Source organism: Leptospira ryugenii, assembly GCF_003114855.1.
GTDB lineage: Bacteria > Spirochaetota > Leptospiria > Leptospirales > Leptospiraceae > Leptospira_A > Leptospira_A ryugenii.
In genome coordinates this window covers 476,770-500,416 of the sequence record NZ_BFBB01000008.1, presented here as the reverse complement: position 1 = coordinate 500,416, position 23,647 = coordinate 476,770, and the positions used below count along the sequence as shown (strand labels likewise).

Here is a 23,647-nt window from a genome sequence, read left to right as displayed (position 1 = left end):
ATTTTATTGTTCGTTGATTTCCTCTCGAAATACATCAACTTCAACAATGAGTTTATGTTTTCCCCCGCCGAAGATGATACCTTTGAGTGGAGAAACGTCGGAATAATCCCTTCCAATTGCTGTAATGACGTATTCGTCTGTAATCATTTTCCCATTTGTCGGATCAAAGTCTAACCAACCCAAGTCGGGACAATAGACAGATACCCAAGCATGCGAGGCATCGGTTCCCCGCAGTTTTTGTTGGCCTGGAGGTGGCTGTGTTTCCAAATACCCACTCACGTACCTGGCGGGAACTCCAATACTACGCAAACAGGCAATTGCTAGGTGGCTAAAGTCTTGACAAACTCCCTTTCTCTCCTGCAAAACTTGTTCTATGGGAGTATTGATGGTTGTAGCCTTTGCATCGTATTTGAATGTTTTATACATATCTTGGATGAAATCTAAACAGGCTTGGAAAACAGGCTTACCTTTTGTAAAATGAATTTTCGCAAAGTCAGCAAAACCATCTCTAATATAAATGAACGGAGAAGGAAACAAATACTCTTGAGCATTGATATCCTGTTCCAAAAACGACTCTGCTATCAAACCTTTGATCTCATTCCATGGACGAGATCGAGAGAGATCATAACCAACTTCTTGGGAATGGGTCCGAATAGTAGATTCAACGGTCACTTCTAATGTTTTATGCGGATCTTCTACAGAAAATAAGAACACCTGATTTCCAAAATAGTCTCGTCGAAATGAAGAAACAACTGGTTTCGGCAAAACCGTAATATGTGTCCTAAAACATTCCTGATGTCTTGAAGTTAGAGGGTACATATGCGCCATGTTATGACAATAAGCAACATAGTCTTCATAGAAGTACTTTGTTTTATGCAGCACTTTATATTCAGCCATTGCCATCACCAATGCGAGTCTGCTCTTCCGCATAATTAAAGTAACGAAGTGATATTGATTCGGAAAGGCTTCTCAAGTGCTCATGAAGATCATCTAACCAAGCCATAATAGCTTTGTTTGGCTCTGGATCCGAAAATAATACATTGATATCTTTCATCTTGAATTTTGTGTAAAGAAGTAGAGTTGCTCTATCCTCAGGGTATGTGATATTCATCTCTTTGCCAGGCAAATGTGCAATGTTCTCACGAATTCTTTCTAATTGGTATCCAAGCGAACGTGGATTGGTGATATCGAATAGAAGGATATCCAATACAGATTCTTGGTCAATCCTGCCCCTATACCGCCTATTGTAAGTTATACGTATATCATTTATGTTTAATAAATTTTCGAATGAGCTTTTGTTTTGTAAGGAATCCCATCGTATCAATCCCTGTAAGACAAAGATTAAACCTATCGATCGCTCAAGTCTTCGTCCGAGTTCTAAGAAATACCAGCCTGCCTCTCGGCTCATATTTTCAAAAGAAAGTCCTGTTAATGAAGATAAATTCAAAATGATTTTGTGCAGAAAATCAATCAGGCCATCATAGGAATCGAAATTCAAATTCTGGTGGTCTTCAATATTGAGCATATTTTTTTTCATATCTTCCGAGAGCCTGTCTCGGACAGATTTTGAAGCTACGACAAGACTTCGTAAATTAAAGGCAAGGCTACCCACTAAATTTCGGTCAACTGCAAGTCGCTTCAGCTCATTCAAAGGGAAACTAAAAAGCTCTTCTGCGTCATCTCCAAGAAAGCCAGGATAGGAATTTGTAACATGTGTTACTAATTTGAGGATATCGCGTATTGCCGCTTTTTCAAAATTATCTTCAATCTGTAAGAACTTAAATGTAGCTTCTCTGAAAATCCTGGCTTGGTTCTCTGATCTTTCCATATATCTGGCAAGCCAGAACAGATTGTCAGCCACTCTGCTTGGGACGCCGGAGCTATGACGCGAAATGGATATATTTTCTGTTTTTGGAGCTAGTAATGTTTCCTCTTTTTGTGCTTCCGAAGCAAGGATCCAGAGATCTTTACTCCATGCCCCTCTCTGGCTTGTGACAAAAAAATCATCTAAACTTGGGGATACTCGAACCAATCCACCTGCCATAGTTTGGTAACCACTTCCAGAAGAAGTGACAAAGGTACGGATGATAGCTCTTCCAGGTCTAAATCCATTGTCTGTTAAAAAAGGCACCGTTGCTGACTCAATGACTTCTTGGGCAATGAAACGTTTAGGATTTATTTTTAATAGCTTAAGGAAATGATCCTTTCTTTCACCACTTAATTCTAAAAAGGTGACAGGTTCCATTTCATCATCTCTTGAGACAGTTTTAAAAACATATTTTTCTGGTGCTGAGAGAACAATCTCATTGTGTTCGCCATTGCCCAACCAATACGTATTTGCCATAGGTAGAATCAAATCCTCACCTAAATAGAACTTACATAGTTCTGAATAAAATGGTAGCAAGGCCCTATTTTCGAGATAAGCAGATCCAATAGGATTTCCTATTTTTACATTGCCTGAACGCGCAGCTTCTAACAAGCCAGGAACACCAAGAAGAGAATCCCCTTTAAGTTCCAAAGGGTCCATGTACAAATCATCAACACGACGAAGGATAAGATCTACTTGCTGTAAGCCTTCAACTGTCTTCATGAAAACTTTATTCTTTCTAACGGTAAGATCTTCTCCTTGGACAAGCGTATAACCAAGGTACGATGCTAAATATGCATGTTCAAAATAGGTTTCATTGCTTGGACCTGGAGTAAGTAATACTATGACTGGTTCACGATTTGAAATTCCAGATAGTTGAGTAAGAGCCTTACGTAGAGATCTAAAGTAAATCGCTACTCTATGCACCATTGCATCGCGGTACATAGAAGGAAAGATGCGAGAGAGAACGATTCTGTTTTCCAATGAATAGCCAGAACCCGAAGGAGCTTGCACTCTATCATTTAACACATAAAAGTTGCCATTTGCTGCCCTAATGATGTCGCAAACAAAGAATAAAAGCGCTGGATTTTTTGCTAAAAAGTGATTGGAATCATACATTCCTTCACAAGCTCGTATAAATGATGCTGAATTATAGATAAGCTCGGAGGGAATTTTTTTTTCGTATAAGACTCTTCGTTTAGAATAAAGATCTCTGAGTAAACTATCTAGAAGATCTGCTCTCTGGTTCAGTCCTCTCTCTAAAACTCGCCACTCTTCACTTTCCATAATGAGAGGGAAAAGATCTAAATTCCATGGTCTCTCTTTTGCTTCCGGGAGGTCCGATTGATAGATGTTATAAGTGACGCCGTTCTCTCTCAAGATACGGTCAGCATCCCTTCTTCTATTGATCAGCTCAGCAGGACCCAGCTCCTGGAAAGACTTAACAAGAAATTTGTACTTCTTCCGAACATTTCCATCTTCATCCATCAACTCATCGTATACACCTGATAAAGGCCGATAGTTTGCCGTGAGTACATATGGATCTTGGGTCATCATCACAAAGCCTAGATTATACCATTCTCAAGTCTAAGGTAGAAGGGAAACTTTTATTTTCAATTCTCAATGGAGGAAGGGTTTTTCCGATTCGATGGCCATGCGTCCAGAAACGTGAGATCCTTCTTGATTCGGCTTCATAAGAATTGACTGGGAAAACTCCGTATGCTAATCCACCCGGGTGAGAGACATGGTAGGTGCAGCCGCCCAAGGATCGGTCATTCCATTTATCATATACGTCAAACACAAGGGATTGTTGTGCTGGTAGATGTGGATGAAGTGTGAATACTGGAGTCCATGCTTTAAATCGAACTCCTGCAACATATTCGTTTAAGGTACCCGTCGGCTGGAGTGGTACCTCATATCCGTTGCAGCTAAGTGCATACCTATCTGGATGAAATCCTGTGATTTTTACTTGTAATCTTTCGACCGCTGAATCTACACCTCGAGCAGTGCCTTGCGCAGTATTCTCTTCACCTAACACATTCCAGGGTTCGAGAGCCATTCGCAATTCAATTTCCATTCCATCTAAATAAGTAATTCCATATTGAGGAAATCTAAATTCGAAGAACGGGTCAAAGTCCTTCTCTAAAAATTTAAATCCACTATTTTGTAGATCACGTAGTACTTCTTTAAAGTCTCGATAGACAAAGTAAGGTAACATATATCGATCATGAAGCTCCGTAGACCAATTGACAGGCAAACCGTAATAAGGTGATTCCCAAAATTTGCAAATGATTGCCATCATAAATGCATTCTGTACCGCATTCATTTGGTAATGAGGTGCCATCTCAAAAGCTCTCATTTCAATCAGACCCAAACGCCCTGTATATGAACCTGGATCATACAATTTGTCTATAGAGATCTCAGTCCTATGTGTGTTTCCCGTCAAATCAACAAGGATATTGCGAAAGAGTCGGTCAACTAGCCAAGGAGGTGTGTACCGACTCGAATCTATTTGCTGGAAGGCAATTTTGAGTTCATGCAATGAATCATTTCTTGCCTCGTCAATCCTAGGAGATTGTGAAGTTGGCCCAATAAACAATCCCGAAAATAGATAAGATAATCCAGGATGATTTTGCCAATACGCGATTAAACTTCGGAGAAGGGCAGGTTTTCTCAAGAAAGGACTGTCTGCTACTGTCACCCCGCCTAGAGTAATGTGATTTCCTCCTCCGGTTCCGGTGTGCCTGCCATCGATCATAAATTTTTCAGCAGTTAGTTTAACGAATGCAGCTTCTTCATACAAAGTTTTTGTTTTCTCGAGTACTTCTGTGAAAGAATGAGAAGGGTGTAAATTTACTTCAATAACACCAGGATCTGGTGTAATTTTAAAACGATTGATACGAGAATCAACCGGTGCTTCATATCCTTCTAAAACAATCGGAATATCTGTACTCTCTGCAGTCTTCTCCAAAAGGAATATTAAATCTAACCAAGCCTCCAAACTGGTGACAGGTGGTAAAAATACCCTTAAATTTCCATTGCGTGGCTCAAAACAAATTGCTGTCCTCGCTTGGCTTATGTATTGGATGCTGTAAGAGATAGCTTCTTGTGCTCCACGCATTTGTTCTAACTCTTTCCTCTTTGGAAGTGGAGGACGAGTTTGGTAAGGATCCTCTTGGTAGGGATAAGATTGGTTTTGCATTAGGGATTGGAACGGGAGACGAAATCCCATAGCCGAATCACCCGGCACAAGGTACAAACGTTTTCTGCGAAATAACCATTTATAGCTCTTCCACTTTTGCTGAAACGGATCATGTTCTAAGGGAATTGCGTAACCTACCTCTTGGTTAATGCCTTTTTCAAGGATTCTCAAGATTCGCTCTCGCTCCATTCGATTGTACTGGTCTAAACCCTTTAAGAGATTTTCATCAGATTCTGGTAAATTCCCCTCTTGCCATAAATAGTACAGATTGTCCTCATATGCTGGGTGAATCGATTCGCTTGAAAGATGAAGTAATTCGGCGAATTTACTTGCGAACTTTCTAGCATCCTCTACCGTAACCGATCCCACATAACGATCGTCAGCAAGAAGATGTTCAGATTCCCAAATCTTTTCTCCATCAAGCCGCCAATAAGCAATCATCGCCCATCTTGGTATGGGCTCGCCTGGATACCATTTGCCTTGCCCATATTGAAGGACTCCACCTTTTGCATAATGGTTCTTTAAACGTTTTAGTAACTGTTCGGATTTTGAATATTTCTCAAATCCTAATGCATCAAAATTCCACTCAGGAGCGTCTTTGTTCTCAATTGAGATAAATGTAGGTTCACCACCTACTGTTAATCGTATATCATTCTTTTTGATTCTCTGGTCGATATGTTTTCCCAAATCTAATAATCGGTTCCAGTCATCATCTGCATATGGAAGTGTAACACGCGGAGTTTCCTTCATACGATCCACTGACATATGAAAGGTGAACTCAGCCTTTGCTTTTTCCGTAAAACCAAAAATAGGTCCTGCAGACTCTGGCTCTGGCGTGGCTGCTAAGGGAATATGTCCTTCTCCTGTGAAGAGACCGGATGTAGGATCAAGTCCGATCCAACCCGCACCAGGCAAATATACCTCCGCCCAAGCATGAAGGTCCGTGAAATCCTTGTCAGGCCCGGACGGTCCGTCCAATGGTTTCACATCTGCTTTTAGTTGGATTAAATACCCAGATACAAACCTAGCTGCTAAACCAACATTTCTTAGAATTTGCACCAGCAAATACGCGCTATCTCTACAGGAACCCATCCTTCGTTTGAGAGTGATTTCAGGAGTTTGAACTCCTGGTTCCATTCGTATGATGTATCCAATATCCTGATATAATTTAGCATTGAGAGCAACAAGGAACTCTATTGTTCTCCTGGGACTTACATTGATTGTTTTTATATAATCCGCTAATAGTTTACTTGGCTTTTTCGGTTTTAAGTAGGGAGCTAACTCTTTTTTAAGATTCTTATCATAGTTAAATGGATATTTCTCGGCATACTCTTCCACAAAGAAGTCGAAGGGATTGATCACCTTCATATCCAAAACTAAATCTACAGCTACTTGAAAGATATTTGATTTCTCATTGAAAACTAATCTAGCAAGATAGTTGCCGAAGGGATCTTGTTGCCAATTAATGAAATAATTCTCCGGTTGCAATCTCAAGGAATAAGATACGATATGGTTTTTGGTATGAGGGGCGGGCCTTAGTCTTATTACGTGAGGGAAAAGCTGAATCTTTTTATCATATTGATAGGTTGTGATGTGTGATAATGCGACTCGTATACTCATATTAGTTTATAAAAAATCTCTCAACAATTTTTGAACCGATTTGATTTAGTTCGATTTGAATATCATCCAAATACTCATGTAAGCCTTTGTTAAAAATTGAATCAATGTTTTCGGACCGCAAACGATTCAAATATGTGGTTGCAGCTTCTTGTGCAAGATTCCTAGGAAGACCTTCTTTTGTACCAGATACTTTCTCCAAACTTTCTTCTATTTCTTGCAAACAAAAGACGATAGAACGAGGAAATGTTTCATTCAGAATTAGAAATTCAGCAATGTCTTTTGGATGAACTTTTTTATATCTATGGTTATACATTTCATGTGCTGATGCTGATTTTAAAAGTGAGAGCCATTGTAAGAGATCTAGCGTTGAGCCCACATCTTGAATGGAAGGAAGAAGAATAAAATACTTCATATCCAAGATACGAGTCGTTTTGTCTGCTCTCTCCAAAAATCTACCTAAGAGTGCAAAACTCCAGACCTCATCATGAGAAATGGTTGCATCTAAACACCCATAAAAGCTTTGGCAACTCTTCCTAACAAAGGCCAAAAACTCAGATAAACCTACAGAAATTCCATCTCCAGAAAGGTTTTGTTTCTCATGATAATTTTTTTTATGCTCTTTCACGAGCAAATAAAACTCATTCAACACTTCCCACATAGAAGTGGAGATATTTTCTCGTATCGTTCGCGCGTTCTCTCTCGCTCTTGACAAACAGTTGAAAATAGAATTTGGATTTTCTTCATCAAATGTCATAAAGCGAATTACATTCGCAGGGCTATGAGTTTCATATTTCTTTTGGAACTCTGCAGCATCGCCAGTGGTGAAAACCAGTGGCATCCATTGGTTGGGGAACTCGTCATTTAAATCCAAAGATAGTTGATGATTGACGTCTATGAAACGAGAGTAATTTTCTGCTCTCTCAACATAACGGTTCATCCAAAATACAGATTCAGCAACTCTACTTAACATGGTACCCTCTATCCGAGAACCCAGGTGTCTTTTGAACCGCCTCCCTGGGATGAATTTACGACCAAGGAACCTTTCCGTAATGCTACGCGAGTTAATCCACCAGGCATTACATATATTTCCTTGCCGTACAAAATGAACGGTCTTAAATCAACGTGTCTTGCTTCAATTTTATCTGCGATCAAAGTAGGTACAGTTGAAAGATTTAATACTGGTTGGGCGATATAATTTCTTGGATCGCCAATAATGAGTTTTTTGAAATCTTCTTGTTCTTGTTTGGTTGATTTTGGGCCTATGATCATTCCATACCCACCAGCTCCATTCGCAGCCTTTACAACAAGGTTGTGAATATTTTCTATAACATACTTAAAATCATCCTCTTGGGAGCAAAGATAGGTTGGAACATTTGGGATAATCGCCTCCTCACCTAAATAGTACTTAATAATTTTGGGAACAAAGGAGTAGATCACCTTATCATCCGCAACTCCAGTGCCTGGCGCATTGGCCAATGCAATGTTACCTTTTTTATAGGCTTCGAAGATACCTTTGACACCTAAAAGAGAATCTGGACGAAAGGAATTTGGATCCATGAATGTATCATCAATCCGTCTGTAGATGACATCTATTTTTCGAAGCCCCTTCGTTGTTTTCATAAAGACATGGTCTTTTTCGACGACTAAATCGGAACCTTCCACGAGGAATACACCCATCTTTTGGGCTAAGAAAGAATGCTCATAGTATGCCGAGTTGAAGACCCCCGGAGTCCATACAGCAATGACAGGGTCTTCAACATCTGCCAGATTTTCCAACATAGATCTGAGATGATATGGATAGTCGTACACTTGGCGTATATTGAGTTTGTCGAATAACTCCGGAAAGGTTCTCTTCATTACTTCCCTGTTTTCTAATACGTAGGAAACTCCAGATGGACATCGAAGATTATCCTCTAATACGTGAAAGGTCCCTTCCCCATCGCGCACAAGGTCTGTTCCTGTGATATGAATCCAAATATCCTTGGGAGGTTTTAGGCCAATACACTGTTTTAAGTAGCCAGCACTTGACTCCACAATATCTCTTGGAATCACTTTATCTTTAAGAATTTTCCCTTCACCATATAGATCTTTAAGAAATAAATTCAATGCTTGGATTCGTTGTTTGAGGCCACTTTCCATACGAACCCATTCTTCACTGGGCACGATTCGAGGAATGACATCAAATGGCATAATGCGTTCTTGTTGTTCACCTTCTCCATATAAGGTAAAGGTGATGCCCAAGGACATCAATGCCTTCTCAGCGGAAGAACTTCGTTTGACAAGCTCTAATCCACCAAGGCTTTCCATTTTACTTTTTAGAAAATGATAACTTTGCCGAGCGTTTCCTTCTTTAGAAAACATCTCATCGTATACGTTTTTAGATTCGTAATCTGCGATAAACATGGCGCATACTTCCTTTGCATAGAAAGGTAGCAAATTCCGTACCAATGTCTAATATTAGCGCATTTCTCCTGTTTTTGAGTATTTAGACATAATTTTGCTTAATATATAAACAAAGTTTGGTATACTAAGATAACTGTGTTTAAGTTTTGAACGTTTTGCTACTATAGTGTTGATTTCTACTGCGAGGACCCTTCACTTTCCGTAGATTTTAGCCACTTTTGGAAGTTCCAACGCTGCCAGAATTGGTAAAGGGGGAAAAAAAATGGGAAAAAATGGTTCAACACGAGTAAAATCCGAAAGGTTAGGGAAGGAAATACCGAATTTTTGGGCCGAACCAATGCTCGGATGACTTGTTTCGCTACATGATCGGCCGATTGGCTGGGCCATGGCAAAGGAACAGATCTCCCGGCCTTTTCAAAAAAGGCTGTTTTTGTTGCGATCGGATATATGAGAGTTAGTTTGTATTGCCCTCCCATTTCCATGCGAAAGGCTTTCGCAAAACTATGTAGAGCAGACTTGGTTGCCGAGTAGAGAGCATATCCCGGCAAAGGCAAATAAGCCATAGCAGAAGCAGTTACTAGAATATGCACACCTTTTGGCAATAGATGGCTCAATTTCTGGATTGTATAAATAGGAGAAAACACATTGGTTGCAAAGATTGATTTGATTCGATTCCAATCCTCCTCTGCCATTTTTTCATAATATGCAAAACCTGCATTGGCAATGAATGCATCTATCTTATCTAAAATCTCAATAGAACTTTCGATCAATCGATCGATTTCGGAAGGTTTGCTTACATCTATTTTTAATTTGTGGAGGTTGGGATGGTCTGGGATTGCATCTGGTCTTAAGTCACCCACAACAACAAGTGCTCCGTGTTTAAGGAGATGATTGAGTAATGCTTTCCCAATCCCGGAAGAGGCACCGGTCAGGATGACTTTTTTTGATTCGAGTTTCATACCAAACTTGTGAGATCTTAATTTAACAGGGGGTCTTTGGTATGTTCAACAAAATATTTATAGATTCCTCCTTTGGATCGGAGCGCATCTTTCCAGAGGTCTTCACTATCGGAAGCTTGGAAGATCATTTCTTCTTTTGGTTCAGCTAGGACCCAAGAAAGTTTTTCAAATTCCCCTTCTAACTGGCCAGGGCTCCATCCAGAATAGCCTTGGAACACTCGAAAGCTACATTCTGGTGATTGCAATACCTCGACCAATGTATCATAACTCCTAGCCATAAAGATACCAGGTATGATTTCTACACCTGGATCTCGTGAAGCTTTATGATTGTGTACGATTGTTACGAACATATTGTCCACTGGACCACCAGCGTATACTGTACGGTCTGCATGTTCGGTATCGGGTAAGTTTTTAATCAAAGACTCTAATGTTTGTTCTGTTGGTTTATTGAGAACAAGGCCAAAAGCACCATCTTCGTCATGATCTACCATTAGGATGATTGACTTATGAAAAAAGTCCTGGATAACACTAGAATTTGAAATTAGCAATTTACCTTTTGTTGATCCAGGCATTTCTGTCATTACTTTCCCTCGTGGATTTGTTGGAGTATTTTATAAGCAACTTCCAAGGTTTTGATATCGGAATCACCTTTCACCATTGGTTCAACGGAACCCTTGATACAATTGATGAAATGTTCCTGCTCTTGCTTTAGAGGATTATCCTTGTGCACAAATATCTTTTCCACAATGGATTCTTGTTTGTATCTGATTTCACCGCTACCCAATTGAGTTGTCGAACTTGCTTGTCTATGCAACTCAATCTCTTGGTTTGTGAAATCTAAGAAAACGTAAGAATCTTTTTGTGAAATATTTAAAGTTCTAATTTTAGCTTGGGACGCACGTGAAGCATTTAGACAAGCAACACAACCATTTGCAAATCGTAAAACAACACTTGCAATGTCTTCATGTTTTGAAACAACGGAGGAGCCTACCGCTTTTACTTCAATCACATCAGATTTTACTAAATTTAAGACGATGTCAATGTCATGAATCATCATATCTAAAACCACGCCAACATCCGAAATTCGTGAGTTGAAGGGAGCAAGACGCCTAGACTCTACAAGAAGTGGTTGGTCTGCAATCTTTCCAAGTTCGAGAACAGCACCGTTAAATCTTTCTACATGACCAACTTGCAATACAAGGTTGTTACGATTCGCCAAGTCCACCAACTCTTTAGCTTCTTCGACTGTTTGAGAAATTGGTTTTTCAACGAGGACATGCTTTTTTTCGGTTAATGCCTGTTTTGCGATTTTATGATGCAAAAATGTAGGTGCCGCAATCACGACCGCATCTACTTCTTTTAATAGATCAGCTTCCGAGGGAAATGCTTTCGTTTTATGCTTTTCGGCGATTTGACTCGCTCTTTCAGTGCTTGCATCAAAAATGCCTTCTAATGTAGCATCAGATAGCATCTTAGCCACGTTGACGTGGTACTGACCCATATGGCCAGTACCGATTACTCCGAGACGGACTTTTTTATCCATAGATAGAAATCATGAGAAAATGCACTTAGCGGAAAAACAACTTCGATTTTCCGCCAGCTCCTACCTTTTCTCCTGATTCTTTGGCAAATTCTTCCAGGAGTTCTTTTTGTCGTTTTGTCAATTTTTTAGGAATTTCGACTCGGATCACAACATGTTGGTCACCCTTTCCATACGAACCCAGGTAAGGTATGCCATGTCCCTTCAATCTGAATACTTGGCCACTTTCTGTTCCTTCCGGAATTTTAACTTGGATCTGTTTACCTTCAATAGAAGGTACCTCAATTTCTCCACCTAAGCAAGCCAGAGAAAGTGAAATGGATTTTTGTACGATCAAATCGTTGCCTTGTCTTTCAAATACCGGGTGTTTTTTGATATGGGTTACCACATACAAGTCACCATGTGGGCCACCACTTGGTCCAGCTTCCCCTTCACCCGAAACTTTCAATCGACTGCCGGATTCAACACCAGGTGGAATCTTGATATGGATGGTTCTACGTTTTTCAACTAGACCTTCTCCTTTGCAGGTTTTACAAGGATTGGTTATAATTTTTCCTTTGCCTTTGCACCGTGGACAGGTTGTAGTCACACTAAAAAAACCTTGTGTCCGTCTTACTTGCCCACTGCCAGAGCAATCTGGGCAGACAGTCGGTGAAGATCCTTTGGCTGCTCCTGATCCGTTACAATCTGTACAGGTTTCTGCTCTCGGAATTTCAATTTTATACTCTTTTCCTAGGGCCGCATCCTCTAAACTAATCTCCAGATTGTAACGAAGGTCCGAACCTCTTTGAGGTCCACCTCTTCTAGCTCCGCCACGTGCCCCACCACCGCCAAAGAATTCGCTGAAGATATCGCCAAAATCACCAAAGATATCTGAAAAATCGGTGTAAGCACCTTGGCCATAGCCTGCGCCTCCAGCACCTACACCTGCCTTTCCAAATTGGTCATAAGCGGCACGTTTTTGCGGATCACGTAACACTTCGTAGGCTTCCGTTGCCTCTTTGAATTTTTCTTCGGCTTCCTTATCACCCTTATTTTTGTCAGGGTGGAATTTGATCGCAAGTTTGCGATAGGCAGCCTTGATTTCATCATCCGAGGCGCCTTTGGAGACGCCTAATATTTCGTAATAACCGCGGTCGCTCATACTTCTTATCTTCTACTTTTTATCTTCGTCAACGACGGTATAGTCAGCATCGACTACCTTCTCGCCAGATCCATTGGACTCAGGCCCAGCCCCATTGTTACCTCCAGCGCTTGTCTCAGCTTGCGGACCTGCGCTTGCGTAAATCTTTTGGGCAATTTGCGTTGCTACTTGTTGGATAGAATCTTTCGCGGATTTCATTCGCTCAAGATCCTTGGACTCGATTGCTTCCCTTCCACGTTTTACCTCATCAGTCACACGTTGTTTTTCAGAAGCATCGAGTTTGTCTCCAGCCTCAGCTGCCGTTTTTTCCAAACTATAGCAAATCGACTCCAACTCATTCTGAGTATCCGCAAATTCTCGTGCTTTGCGATCTTCTTCAGCATGTGCCTCCGCATCTTTTACCATTTTTTTGATTTCTTCTTCTGTAAGACCGGAAGAAGATTCTATGCGAATCTTTTGTTCTTTGCCTGTTCCTAAATCCTTTGCAGAAACATGGACAATACCATTTGCATCTATATCAAATGTAACTTCGATTTGTGGAACTCCACGTGGTGCACTAGGGATACCAACTAAATCAAATCTACCCAATGTTCTGTTATGGCTTGCCATTTCACGTTCACCTTGCAAGACATGAACGGAGACTGTTGTTTGGTTGTCCGCAGCTGTAGAGAATACTTGGGATTTCCTTGTTGGAATTGTTGTATTTCTCTCTATGAGTTTTGTCATCACTCCACCCAAAGTCTCAATACCGAGCGATAAAGGCGTAACATCAAGTAACAATACATCTGTTACATCTCCTGCCAATACTCCACCTTGGATAGCAGCACCGACGGCAACAACCTCATCTGGGTTTACAGATTTGTTTGGTTCTTTTCCAAAGATCTCTTTTACGAGAGATTGAACAGCTGGAATCCGTGTTGATCCACCAACTAAGATGACTTCATCAATTTCACTTGCTGATAGCCCAGCATCCCGAAGAGCATTTACACATGGGATACGTGTCCTCTCAACTAGAGACTTTGTGATATCATCAAATTTTGCGCGAGTTAAAGTCATATCCAAATGTTTTGGACCTGAAGCATCCGCAGTGATAAAGGGAAGATTGATTTGAGTGGTTGTTGTTCCAGACAATTCGATTTTTGCTTTTTCAGCCGCTTCCTTCAATCTTTGTACGGTGTTTTTGTCCTGGGAGATATCGATGCCTGTTTGTTTTTTAAACTCATCGATCATCCACTGCATCACAACATTGTCAAAGTCATCTCCACCTAAGTGGGTGTCTCCGTTTGTTGATTTTACTTCAAATACTCCGTCGCCTAATTCAAGTATGGATACGTCAAAAGTTCCACCACCTAAATCATAAACCGCAATCTTTGCATTTGACTTCTTTTTGTCGAAGCCGTATGCTAGTGCCGCAGCCGTTGGCTCGTTAATAATCCGTTCTACTTCCAAACCCGCAATTCGACCTGCGTCCTTTGTAGCCTGTCTTTGTTCATCGTTGAAATATGCAGGAACAGTGACTACGGCCTTCTTTACTTCATGGCCCAAGAAGTCTTCTGCAGTTTTTTTCATTTTCATCAAAACTCTAGCAGAGATTTCTTGTGGAGTGAACTCACCAGATACAGTTTCAAATTTTACACCATCGTTTCCGGCGCGAATGACTTTGTAGGAAACCATCTTCGCTTCATCTTGAGACTCATTGAATCGTCTACCGATGAATCTTTTTGCAGAACGAATTGTATTCACAGCATTCGTTATCGCTTGGTTTTTTGCAAACTGACCCACAATGGTCTCACCCTTCGTCGTGTAAGCAACAATTGAAGGAGTTGTCCGAGCGCCTTCAGAGTTCTGAATGACAACGGGATCTCCACCCTCCATTACAGCAACACACGAATTAGTTGTTCCTAAATCGATACCTATAATTTTTTCCTTAGACATATACTATCTCCTTCAATAAATATTAACTTTGGGGTTTACCCACTTTTACTCTTGCTGGGCGAATCGGTTGCTTTGAATCTCCATCTTCAAAGTAATAACCCTTTTGGTAGGTTTCTACCACCGTTTCCTCTTGGAAATCCGGGCTTTCTTCCGATACAATAGCTTCCATAAACATAGGATCAAAGGCAATCCCAGTGGGATCTAACCTTTTGATACCTTCTTTTTCCAAGACACCCAGAAATTCTTTTTGGATCATTGAAATTCCATCAATAAATGCTTTCACTTCGTCTGAAGCATTTGTAACGGACGTTACTCGTTCCAAATTGTCCAAAGCACCCAGAAATCCCTCTGCAAATCTTTTTATAGATTCTTTTCTTGCATTCAATAGATCATTCGCTGTTCTTCTTTTGTAATTTTGAAATTCAGCTCTCTCTCTTAACCAAGAATCCTTAAGAGTATCGATTTCTTTTTTTGCTTTGTCTAGTTCTTGCTCAACACCATCCATGGCGGTCTTCATTGCTTCATCGGAAAGAACTTCTGTTTCTTCCACAGGAGCAGAACCCTCCACTTTAGTTTCTATTGTCTCATTTGTTTCTGACATCGCTCCTCCTTACCTACTCAACTTTGTGATCATTTCTGATACTAATTTAGAAGTGAATTCCAATAAAGGTAATGCTTTATTGTAGTTCATTCTCTGTGGTCCAATGATACCCATGGAACCAATTCTCTTTTCTCCCATTCTATAGTTAGTGGCTATGATCGTAACACCACCTAACTTCTCATCACCATCTTTTCCTATGATGGTATAAACTCCATCGTTCGGAACGTATTCGGAGAAAAAATTTCGAAGAAAATCTTTTTCATCGAATAAATGCAGAATACTTTCTAGACGTTCATCTTCGTCTCGGAAGTTATCATATAAATTTTTAAGTCCATCAATGTACAAATTGTCCGATCCGAAATTTTCGGATACCATAGCTCTTGCGATTGAAGGCGCTAAGCTTCCGAATCCTTCTGGACCATCTTTCTTCAACATCAATTGTGGAATCAGATTGCTTTGTATTTCTTGGATATCAAAGCCCTTTACATTCTCATTTAAATAACGAGATAACTGATAAAGAGATTCCTGTGAAATATGGTAATCAAAGAATATATTTCGGTGTAAGACCGTTCCGGATCTCATCACTAAAATCATTAGCACTTCGCCACCATTTACATGGATCAATTCCAAGTGTTTTAAAGTATCTAAACTCCCTTCCGGTCCCAGAACGACACTTGCCGACTGAGAAAGAGAAGCTAAAACTCGTGAAGTAGCGATCAAAACTTGGTCGAGCCTGAACTGCATCTTCAGATACTCTTCTTGGATTCTCTGCTTCTCTTTCATCGTTAGGTCAAACAAGGTGACCAAACTATCCACATAAAACCGATACCCTCGTTCCGTAGGAACCCGACCACCGGATGTGTGGCGAGAAGCGATGAATCCAAATTCCTCTAGTTCCGCTAAACAACTCCGAATCGTTGCAGGCGAAAGGCCGATCTCATACTTTTCCGAAAGTGTCTTTGAGCCAACAGGCTTGTTGTCAGCAACAAACTCATCGATCAAGGCTTTCAAAATGACCCGGTGTCTAGGTGAAAGATTCATACTTCGTATTCTTAGCACTCTGATGATTAGAGTGCTAATCTTACCTTAAAGTTTACGAGAATGGCGATTTTTGGTCAAGCAATTACAGGAAAAGAGTGCCAAAGATCAGGTTGGTTTACACAGGATAGGATTGGATTTTGTCTCTTCCTGAGTTTTTTGCCTGGTAGAGTGCGATATCGGCAAATTTGATCACTTCCTCGGGCTTATGGGTAGGGTGGACACGGGTATAGCCTATGCTCACGGTGACATTTAGGTAAAAGTTATCGAAAATAAAGAAGCGGTGGTTCCGAACCGATTCTCGGATCCGTTCCAAAACAATGACGGCTCCTTCCTGACTGGTATCGGGTAAAATGCATCCAAATTCTTCTCCGCCAACGCGGCCGACGGTATCTTCCTCTCGGAGGCAGTCCATGAAAATGTTGGCAATCTTTTTGAGGACAACATCACCAATGTCATGTCCATAGGTGTCGTTGATTCCTTTGAAATGATCGATATCAAGAACGGCTAGGATGGCATCTCGATTTCTTCTTTTTACAATGGCGATGGTCTTTTGCAAAGAATCATAGAAAGAGCGACGGTTGGGGAGTAGAGTCAACTCATCCATGTAAGCCAATCGTTTTAAGCTATTGATGAGAAGTGTCTTTTGCTCTTCTAATTTTTTCTTTTCTCGGATATCGGTGATCCTTACAGAATATTGCTTTCGGTTGTTTTCATCCTCGTTGATTTCAAAGATACGAAGTTCAATGGGAATCAGGTCCCCTTTCTTGGTATACAAATCAAACTCTTTGTGGTTGCCAGAAATGTAATTCGAGTTCTCACCGATGAGAAAATTCTCTACTTTAAGGGCTTTCGTTTCATCGGAATTGATTTCGTGCGGGAAGAGAAAATCTAAGGACTTGGAAATCAGTTCCTGTTTTTGGTACCCGCTCAGTTTCAATAAGGCAGGATTTGCATAGATCATCTTGCTATCCGAATCTAAAACAACGATCGAATCCAAGGACTTCTCTATGATATGCTTTGCTATCGTTTGTAATTGTGATTCAGTCATTTCCCCAGTCTTTTCCTTTTTCACTTCTGTATGCATCCCGCCACTTGTGGATATGACGAAAATTTATTTCTGGCTGGTTTTGCCTTCTATCCTTTTTTGCAAGGCTCGGTAAATTTAAGTCCGACGGGTCTTGGTACCAATAAGCAACCGATACCATATCTAAGGCCAAAGCGTTCGCATGTCCGTGTTCCAAAGCGAACAGTATGCTTTTTTCAAAGGTGATCGGTGACTCAATCCAAAACCGATAGAGATGGGTCCTTCCCAACCAGCCAGTTCCCTCACTCACCTTAGGGTAACCAAAGTAAGGGTGCATAAAAACTTCTTTGGGACTCCATGCCGTATTGAATAGATCTTCCGTTCCGGTTCCATGCAAACGTGGAGGCCAGGCTTCTCCATCGATGAAAATTTGGTCATCACCCTCTCCATACCAAATCGGACTCGGCGCCTCAATGTACAAATTCAAACCAAGGAAATGTCCCTTTCCTTTGGCATTCAAAACGATGTACTGATCTGTTATTTGCAAGGGAGCTTTTTCCGTTTCTCCAAGAAGTGCCCATTCATTTTCTTTACCTGAAACTAATGCAGATTTAGTGATCTTTCGATTCCAATAGGCAAAAAATCTATATTTAGTCGGAGGTGGCTCGGGCCACTTTTCATAATCGATGTAGAAGTAAAAATTTTGGATATCTGCTTCACTTTCATTGACGATTTCGATTTTTGCCCCTTTTGCAAAAGGCATAGAAAAGTAGGAATTTAAAGATTTTCCTTTTTTGGGAGCAGCAACTAACAATGCCGAGTTGAGAATATATTCTTCGCCCCAACCTTGCCCAAAAAAATCTCCAATTGGAACCTCAACCGCAGGTTTTTGGCTACCATCCCAAAACATCCGAATGACTGCATTTCTTCGGATCATTGGATCCTTTGCATTCATGGTAATCCAAATATGTTTGATAATCCCTGGTCCTGAAATCTCCGCAATTGTCTTGTTCGATTCTTTTGGAATCACAATGAAATCATCGTTACCACCAGTTTGGTCGTAACTTGATATCCGCTCCGAACGATATGCTCTTTCTTTCCAAAGAGGCGATAGATCGACTTGCGCCTCTAGGACAAAAGGTAAAAATAGAAATAGGAAGAGGAAACTATTGGATTTTTGTAACATAGCGTTTAAATAAGAAGCCAAAGAGTACTCCGCACACCGTTGCCTGGAAGCAAATCTCTGAAAAGACAAGCAATTGGATTCCAACCGAGAATTCTGATCTCAAAAAGAGAAATCCTTCTAAAGTTCCAGGACTTGGAGGCACCGCGACCAAACCACCTAAAATTGCCTTCATCCAAAATATAATCAGTATTAACTTCGCGTATGACAATCTCTGCAGGTAGTCATATAACATACCTAAGAAAAGTGATCCAAGGAGAGCCGAAATCATTTGCACAGGAAAGAAATACAGCATTCGTTCCTGCCAGAGATTTCCATCTAGTTCTGTCACCAAAAAGGAGGAAAATACCGGAGGATTTCCAATATAAAATTCTTTTAAGAAAAGATGGTAGTAAGGAATCGAAATGAAAAAATAAGAAAGAAGGTGACAAATGAGGTAAATCAGAGATATTCTCAATTGAACTTGTGCGTTCATTTTCATATATTCCATAAGTCTTTCCAATCTTCTTAAAATGAAATCAGAACTCAAGGCAAAACTAGCCAGAACCTTTCCCAAAATTAAAACAATTCAATCAGGAAGACTTTTCACTCGTCAGTTGAGTCGTTTGGTCGATGCGACATTAATTTCACTCTATGATTCCTTACATGCAAAGCTCTCTTTAGAGGATCATTTGTGTTTAGTTCCTATTGGCGGCTACGGCAGAAGTGAACTCGCTCCTTATTCCGATATAGATCTCCTATATTTACACGACGGAAAGTTAAGCAATCAAACCCTATCTACAGTTATTTCAGAAATTAACAATTACCTTTACAACAATGGAAAGGAAGTCGGCCATACCTGCAGAACAATCCAGGAATCATTTGATTATTTGGACAATATCCAGTCGTACCATGCCATTTTAGATTCACGCTTTTTGTGTGGGTCCTTGCCTTTGTTTTTGAGATACCAAAAAGACTTTTTGGCAAAAATTCCGAAGAAGAGATTGGAAGAATACAATCGTTGGAAATTGGATTATTTGGAAGATAGGATCATAGATTCATACACACCTCTTCTTCTCTCTGAGCCAAATATAAAATCCGATGCTCTTGGATTGCGCGATGTTCATTTCATGTATTGGATCGAAAGAACTAGCGAATATCATTTGGAACTTGACCATGGAGTTTTTGATTTCTTCTTGCGTGGTGATACGCTTCCCATCTTAAATGCTTATGATTTTTTATTGTTGGTAAGGTCTGCACTTCATATATTAAGTGACCGTAAAAATGACAGGCTTGATCTAAACTCACAAGCGGAGGTTGCTGAACTTTTAGGATTTGGGTCCTCGAAAGAATTATATTCCATAGAAAAGTTGATGAGCGTTTTTTACCGATGCCAAAAAGAAATATACTTCTATTTAGGAACCTATATTGAATCAAAACGTAACAACACACCACTTGGCGTGACAAATGCATTTGCCAATCCGGACACTTTGTATGATGATATCATCTCTTTCTTTTTGGAAGCACAAGTATCGAATGCAAAACCCTCTCGTATTTTATTGAATGATATACGTTTTGCATCCAATTTTATAGATGATGATTTTAAGAATAGTAAAACTGTCATCGATTCGTTTTTAACTCTGCTACAAAAAAAGTCTCGGATAGGAAAAATTCTGACTCTGATGCATGAGTGCAATATTTTAGGCAAGTTATTGCCAGAATTCGGTGCCTGCACAAATTTTCCGCTGTTTAGTTATCATCATGAATACACTGTAGATGAACACACACTTCTTATATTACGCGAATTAGATGTACTTATCGCGAACGAATGGGATGATCCTCAAGTACAGGAAGTTTTCAATCAATGCGAAAAGATTCATATCTTAGCACTTGCTATCCTAGTACATGATGCAGGTAAAGTCAAAGAAGGTGACCATAGCCAGTACGGGGCCGAACTTGCCATGGGCATTGCAGAAAGATTCCGGCTCTCGGAAGAAGATACTGAACTATTCAGATTTTTGGTAGCAGAACACATCATCATGTCGGAGCTATCATCCAAGCGAGATATCCACGATCCTGCCTTGATACAAAATTTTGCAAAAATGTTTCCAGACGTGAATACCCTTCGTCTGCTTTACATTCTGACAATCATTGACACCAAATCTGTTGGAAAAGGTGTTTTAACAAATTGGAAAAAAGAAATTCTATATCTACTCTATCAATCCACCATGACTGCCTTCCTAAAGATGAAAAATCCTATCGAGGAGATTGATCGTATCGAGCAAACCCTTGAATCTTATTTAAGTGAAAAAGAAGGTCTTGAGGAAAAAATTGTTAGCGCTATTGTTAAGTATGCGACTGATGTAGAACCGCAAACCTACCTTAGTTTTAATACTCCAAGACGTATCTTCCAACACTATGTACAATTAAAAGAATGGAATCATAGCAAAGAACCATTCCGTTTCTTTTTTGAATCCGAGCCAGCCTTTGTTACCATTACGATTTTCTGCCATGATGAATCAAAATTTTTACTTTTTCTTTGCGGTGCTATCAGCTCTCTGGGTCTCAATCTAGTGGGAATGAGATTATATAGGACATCCGTTTCCGATTTGATCTTACAAGCTCAGATTACTGACCAATTTGGATCTGGAACGATTGCGCCTGAACAGATGCAAAGAATTGAAAGTCAAATGCTACTGTTTATAAATGGGCAAGACGATGTAGAAGAGATTGCTCAGAAAACAGCAATTTGGGACAAGGCAATCCGCATTCCCGCTGGAATGGTAGAAGAATTGGTAAAAATATCGAATGATTTATCCCAATCCTACTCAGTACTCGAAATAAGAGTGCCAGATTCTATCGGACTCGTGTATAGGATTTTAAAGTCACTACTTGATTTCCAACTCAAAATCATCTTTATTCGCATCTCAACAAGCGCAGATTTTGCGTATGATTCATTTCATATTCAAACTCATGATGGAAAGAAAATTGAAAATTCAGAATTGATACTCTCAATAAAGGAGAAAATTTTAGAAGTTGCCCAGATGAAACAAAATAAGGGCATCTTCGAAATTAGTTTTTAATATGAACTGGTGGAAAGAAGCAGTCATCTATCAAATTTATCCACGAAGCTTTATGGATTCGAATGGAGATGGAATTGGCGACCTAGAAGGTATCATCCAAAAATTAGACTATTTAAAAGGCAGTAAGGAATCACTTGGTATTGATGCCATTTGGCTCTCACCAGTTTATCCTTCTCCAATGTTTGATTTTGGATATGACATCTCTAACTATGAAGAGATAGATCCTAATTATGGTGATTTGGGTACATTCCAAAAACTTTTAAAAGAAGCACATAAAAGAGATATCAAAGTAATCATGGATTTAGTTGTAAACCACACCTCTCATTTACATCCATGGTTCGTGGAGTCTAGATCTTCAAAGAATAGTTCAAAACGTGATTGGTATATTTGGAAGGAAGCCCCCCAAGGAAAACCACCTAACAATTGGTTGGGGGCATTTGGTGGACTAGGCTGGGAGTATGATAAACGCACAGGTGAATCATACTTTCATTCATTTTTAAAAGAACAACCCGATTTAAATTGGCGAAACCCAGAAGTAGAAGAAGCTATTTTTAGAATGATACGATATTGGTTGGATATGGGTGTGGATGGTTTTCGTTTGGATGTTGTTAACCTATACATCAAAGATGAATTCTTTCGAAACAATCCTTCTTATTTTATGAAGGGACCAAGGCCATATGACAAACAAGTCCACACATATGACCGTGACCGTCCAGAGATGCATGGCATTCTCAGACGTCTTCGGAAACTTTTAGATTCTTATCCAGAAAAAAAAGTATCTGTTGGGGAAGTGATGCAAGATTTTCCAGGAAACGTAGTTTTACCTGCAACCTATTGCGGAAGAAATGATGAACTCCATATGGCATTTAACTTTATGTTTCTTTTTTCTCCTTGGAAGGCAGAAAATTTTTATCAAATCATAAGGGATTTTGAATCGGCCTTAGGAGATGACAATTGGCCAAACTATACTTTATCCAACCATGATTTTCCTCGGCACATTACAAGATACGAAAAAGGAAAAGATACCATTCCAAGAGCCAAATTAGCGGCTGTTATGTTATTAACCCTCCGAGGTACACCATTTTTATATTACGGGGAAGAGATTGGAATGGAACGACAAAAAGTTCCTTTTAAAAAAATACAGGACCCTGTCGGGAAGAAGTACTGGCCCTTCCATCCAGGTAGAGATCCTGAACGCATCCCTATGGCATGGAACTCTTCCGATCATACCGGTTTTACAACTGGCAATCCATGGCTACCAAGCTATGAAAAAGCAAAAGAGACAAATGTCGAAGACCAAATACACGATAAGTCTTCTTTGTGGAATGTTTATAAAAAATTAATCGATATTCGAAAGGAAAGAAAGTCCTTAAGAAAAGGCAAACTTAAGATACATTTGAGTTCCGATAAACAAGTTCTTTATTACAGAAGGAGAGAGGGAAAGGAAGAATCCTATGTCTTTTTGAATTTTAGCAATGAAACTGTAGCGGTCTCGTATCCAAGAAAGTGGGAGCTAGAAGAGATCTTGTACACAACGGCACCTAGGCCAAGTTTTATTCCGAAAGATAGCGAAGATGGATTTTTACAATTATTGCCAAATGAAGCGATTATTTTTAGTAACTAAGTAGGGCTAAAGATTGGACCAATTTGGTCATCGATTCGTTTCAACTTAACTTGCGTTCCAATCTTTATTTTTTGTAGGTCGGAAACATCTTCTAAAACGGTTGTTAGTTTAGTTGCAGGATTCAATTCAATGATGGCGAGAATGTAAGGAGCTCTTTCCGCCATATAACCGAAACCCACATGGACAACTGTAAAGCTATATATGGCGCCTGTTTCAGGAATTGGGACAGATTCAAGATTAGATGAACCGCAAGATGGACAATCCAATACATCTTCGGCAACGATAAAGCCACATTCTTTACATTGTGTTCCTTTCCACTCAAGAGTGTTCAATGAAGCCACCGTCCTATACGATTCTTGTCCTAAAGTGAAACTTAGTGCTAAAAGAGTAAAGAAAAAGCCAGATTTCTTTTGAAAATCTGGCTTTTGGAGAAGGTATTATC

The 23,647-nt window shown here is 40.0% G+C and carries 18 protein-coding genes; 2 read left to right on the top strand and 16 right to left on the bottom strand.

Annotated elements, in window-relative coordinates:
- Window positions 1-3: 3 nt before the first annotated feature.
- The 15 genes from DI060_RS15045 to DI060_RS14975 form a co-directional block, all read right to left on the bottom strand.
- Window positions 4-897 (bottom strand): transglutaminase family protein, encoded by an 894-nt coding sequence (locus DI060_RS15045; RefSeq protein ID WP_108978160.1) that lies wholly within the window; start codon window positions 895-897, stop codon window positions 4-6.
- Window positions 890-3,424 carry a circularly permuted type 2 ATP-grasp protein gene (locus tag DI060_RS15040; protein ID WP_108977762.1) on the bottom strand — a complete coding sequence of 845 codons (2,535 nt, stop codon included), beginning with the start codon at window positions 3,422-3,424 and terminating at the stop codon, window positions 890-892. Before DI060_RS15040 ends, DI060_RS15045 begins: the two co-directional genes overlap by 8 nt.
- Before the next feature lie 13 nt (window positions 3,425-3,437).
- On the bottom strand, window positions 3,438-6,689 hold the full coding sequence (locus DI060_RS15035; protein WP_108977761.1) for a transglutaminase family protein: 3,252 nt from the start codon (window positions 6,687-6,689) through the stop codon (window positions 3,438-3,440).
- Window position 6,690: 1 nt separating this feature from the next.
- Complete coding sequence (locus DI060_RS15030; protein WP_108977760.1) at window positions 6,691-7,659, bottom strand: alpha-E domain-containing protein; 969 nt, start codon at window positions 7,657-7,659, stop codon at window positions 6,691-6,693.
- A gap of 8 nt (window positions 7,660-7,667) precedes the next feature.
- Window positions 7,668-9,092: a circularly permuted type 2 ATP-grasp protein gene (locus DI060_RS15025; protein WP_108977759.1), complete on the bottom strand. Its 1,425-nt coding sequence runs from the start codon at window positions 9,090-9,092 to the stop codon at window positions 7,668-7,670.
- A gap of 176 nt (window positions 9,093-9,268) precedes the next feature.
- Window positions 9,269-10,051, bottom strand: coding sequence for an SDR family NAD(P)-dependent oxidoreductase (locus tag DI060_RS15020; protein ID WP_108977758.1), 783 nt, complete (start codon window positions 10,049-10,051; stop codon window positions 9,269-9,271).
- Window positions 10,052-10,068: 17 nt separating this feature from the next.
- A complete protein-coding gene (locus DI060_RS15015) occupies window positions 10,069-10,623 on the bottom strand; it encodes a YqgE/AlgH family protein (protein WP_439956925.1) in 555 nt (184 codons plus the stop codon).
- A gap of 8 nt (window positions 10,624-10,631) precedes the next feature.
- Window positions 10,632-11,594, bottom strand: coding sequence for a Gfo/Idh/MocA family protein (locus DI060_RS15010; protein ID WP_108977756.1), 963 nt, complete (start codon window positions 11,592-11,594; stop codon window positions 10,632-10,634).
- A 25-nt stretch (window positions 11,595-11,619) separates the two neighbouring features.
- Window positions 11,620-12,735 carry a molecular chaperone DnaJ gene (dnaJ, locus tag DI060_RS15005; RefSeq protein WP_108977755.1) on the bottom strand — a complete coding sequence of 372 codons (1,116 nt, stop codon included), beginning with the start codon at window positions 12,733-12,735 and terminating at the stop codon, window positions 11,620-11,622.
- A 12-nt stretch (window positions 12,736-12,747) separates the two neighbouring features.
- Window positions 12,748-14,670: a molecular chaperone DnaK gene (gene dnaK, locus DI060_RS15000; RefSeq protein WP_108977754.1), complete on the bottom strand. Its 1,923-nt coding sequence runs from the start codon at window positions 14,668-14,670 to the stop codon at window positions 12,748-12,750.
- A 22-nt stretch (window positions 14,671-14,692) separates the two neighbouring features.
- Window positions 14,693-15,271 (bottom strand): nucleotide exchange factor GrpE, encoded by a 579-nt coding sequence (gene grpE, locus DI060_RS14995; protein ID WP_108977753.1) that lies wholly within the window; start codon window positions 15,269-15,271, stop codon window positions 14,693-14,695.
- A gap of 9 nt (window positions 15,272-15,280) precedes the next feature.
- On the bottom strand, window positions 15,281-16,312 hold the full coding sequence (gene hrcA / locus DI060_RS14990; RefSeq protein ID WP_108977752.1) for a heat-inducible transcriptional repressor HrcA: 1,032 nt from the start codon (window positions 16,310-16,312) through the stop codon (window positions 15,281-15,283).
- Between the two features lie 115 nt (window positions 16,313-16,427).
- Complete coding sequence (locus DI060_RS14985; RefSeq protein WP_108977751.1) at window positions 16,428-17,360, bottom strand: sensor domain-containing diguanylate cyclase; 933 nt, start codon at window positions 17,358-17,360, stop codon at window positions 16,428-16,430.
- Window positions 17,353-18,543: a glycoside hydrolase family 172 protein gene (locus DI060_RS14980; RefSeq protein WP_244594435.1), complete on the bottom strand. Its 1,191-nt coding sequence runs from the start codon at window positions 18,541-18,543 to the stop codon at window positions 17,353-17,355. The genes DI060_RS14985 and DI060_RS14980 overlap by 8 nt, the downstream gene beginning before the upstream one ends.
- Window positions 18,503-19,009, bottom strand: a complete 507-nt coding sequence (locus DI060_RS14975; RefSeq protein WP_135355069.1) for a hypothetical protein — start codon at window positions 19,007-19,009, stop codon at window positions 18,503-18,505. Before DI060_RS14975 ends, DI060_RS14980 begins: the two co-directional genes overlap by 41 nt.
- A gap of 22 nt (window positions 19,010-19,031) precedes the next feature.
- Between DI060_RS14975 and DI060_RS14970 the strand changes: the two genes are divergently transcribed.
- Both DI060_RS14970 and DI060_RS14965 read left to right on the top strand, forming a co-directional pair.
- On the top strand, window positions 19,032-21,581 hold the full coding sequence (locus DI060_RS14970) for a [protein-PII] uridylyltransferase family protein (RefSeq protein WP_108977748.1): 2,550 nt from the start codon (window positions 19,032-19,034) through the stop codon (window positions 21,579-21,581).
- Window position 21,582: 1 nt separating this feature from the next.
- The gene (locus tag DI060_RS14965; RefSeq protein ID WP_108977747.1) at window positions 21,583-23,205 is read left to right on the top strand and encodes an alpha-glucosidase; all 1,623 of its coding nucleotides are present in this window, start codon (window positions 21,583-21,585) and stop codon (window positions 23,203-23,205) included.
- Here DI060_RS14965 and DI060_RS14960 read toward each other — a convergent pair.
- On the bottom strand, window positions 23,202-23,546 hold the full coding sequence (locus DI060_RS14960) for a Zn-ribbon domain-containing OB-fold protein (protein ID WP_244594434.1): 345 nt from the start codon (window positions 23,544-23,546) through the stop codon (window positions 23,202-23,204). The two genes, DI060_RS14965 and DI060_RS14960, sit on opposite strands and share 4 nt — an antisense overlap.
- Window positions 23,547-23,647 lie beyond the last annotated feature (101 nt).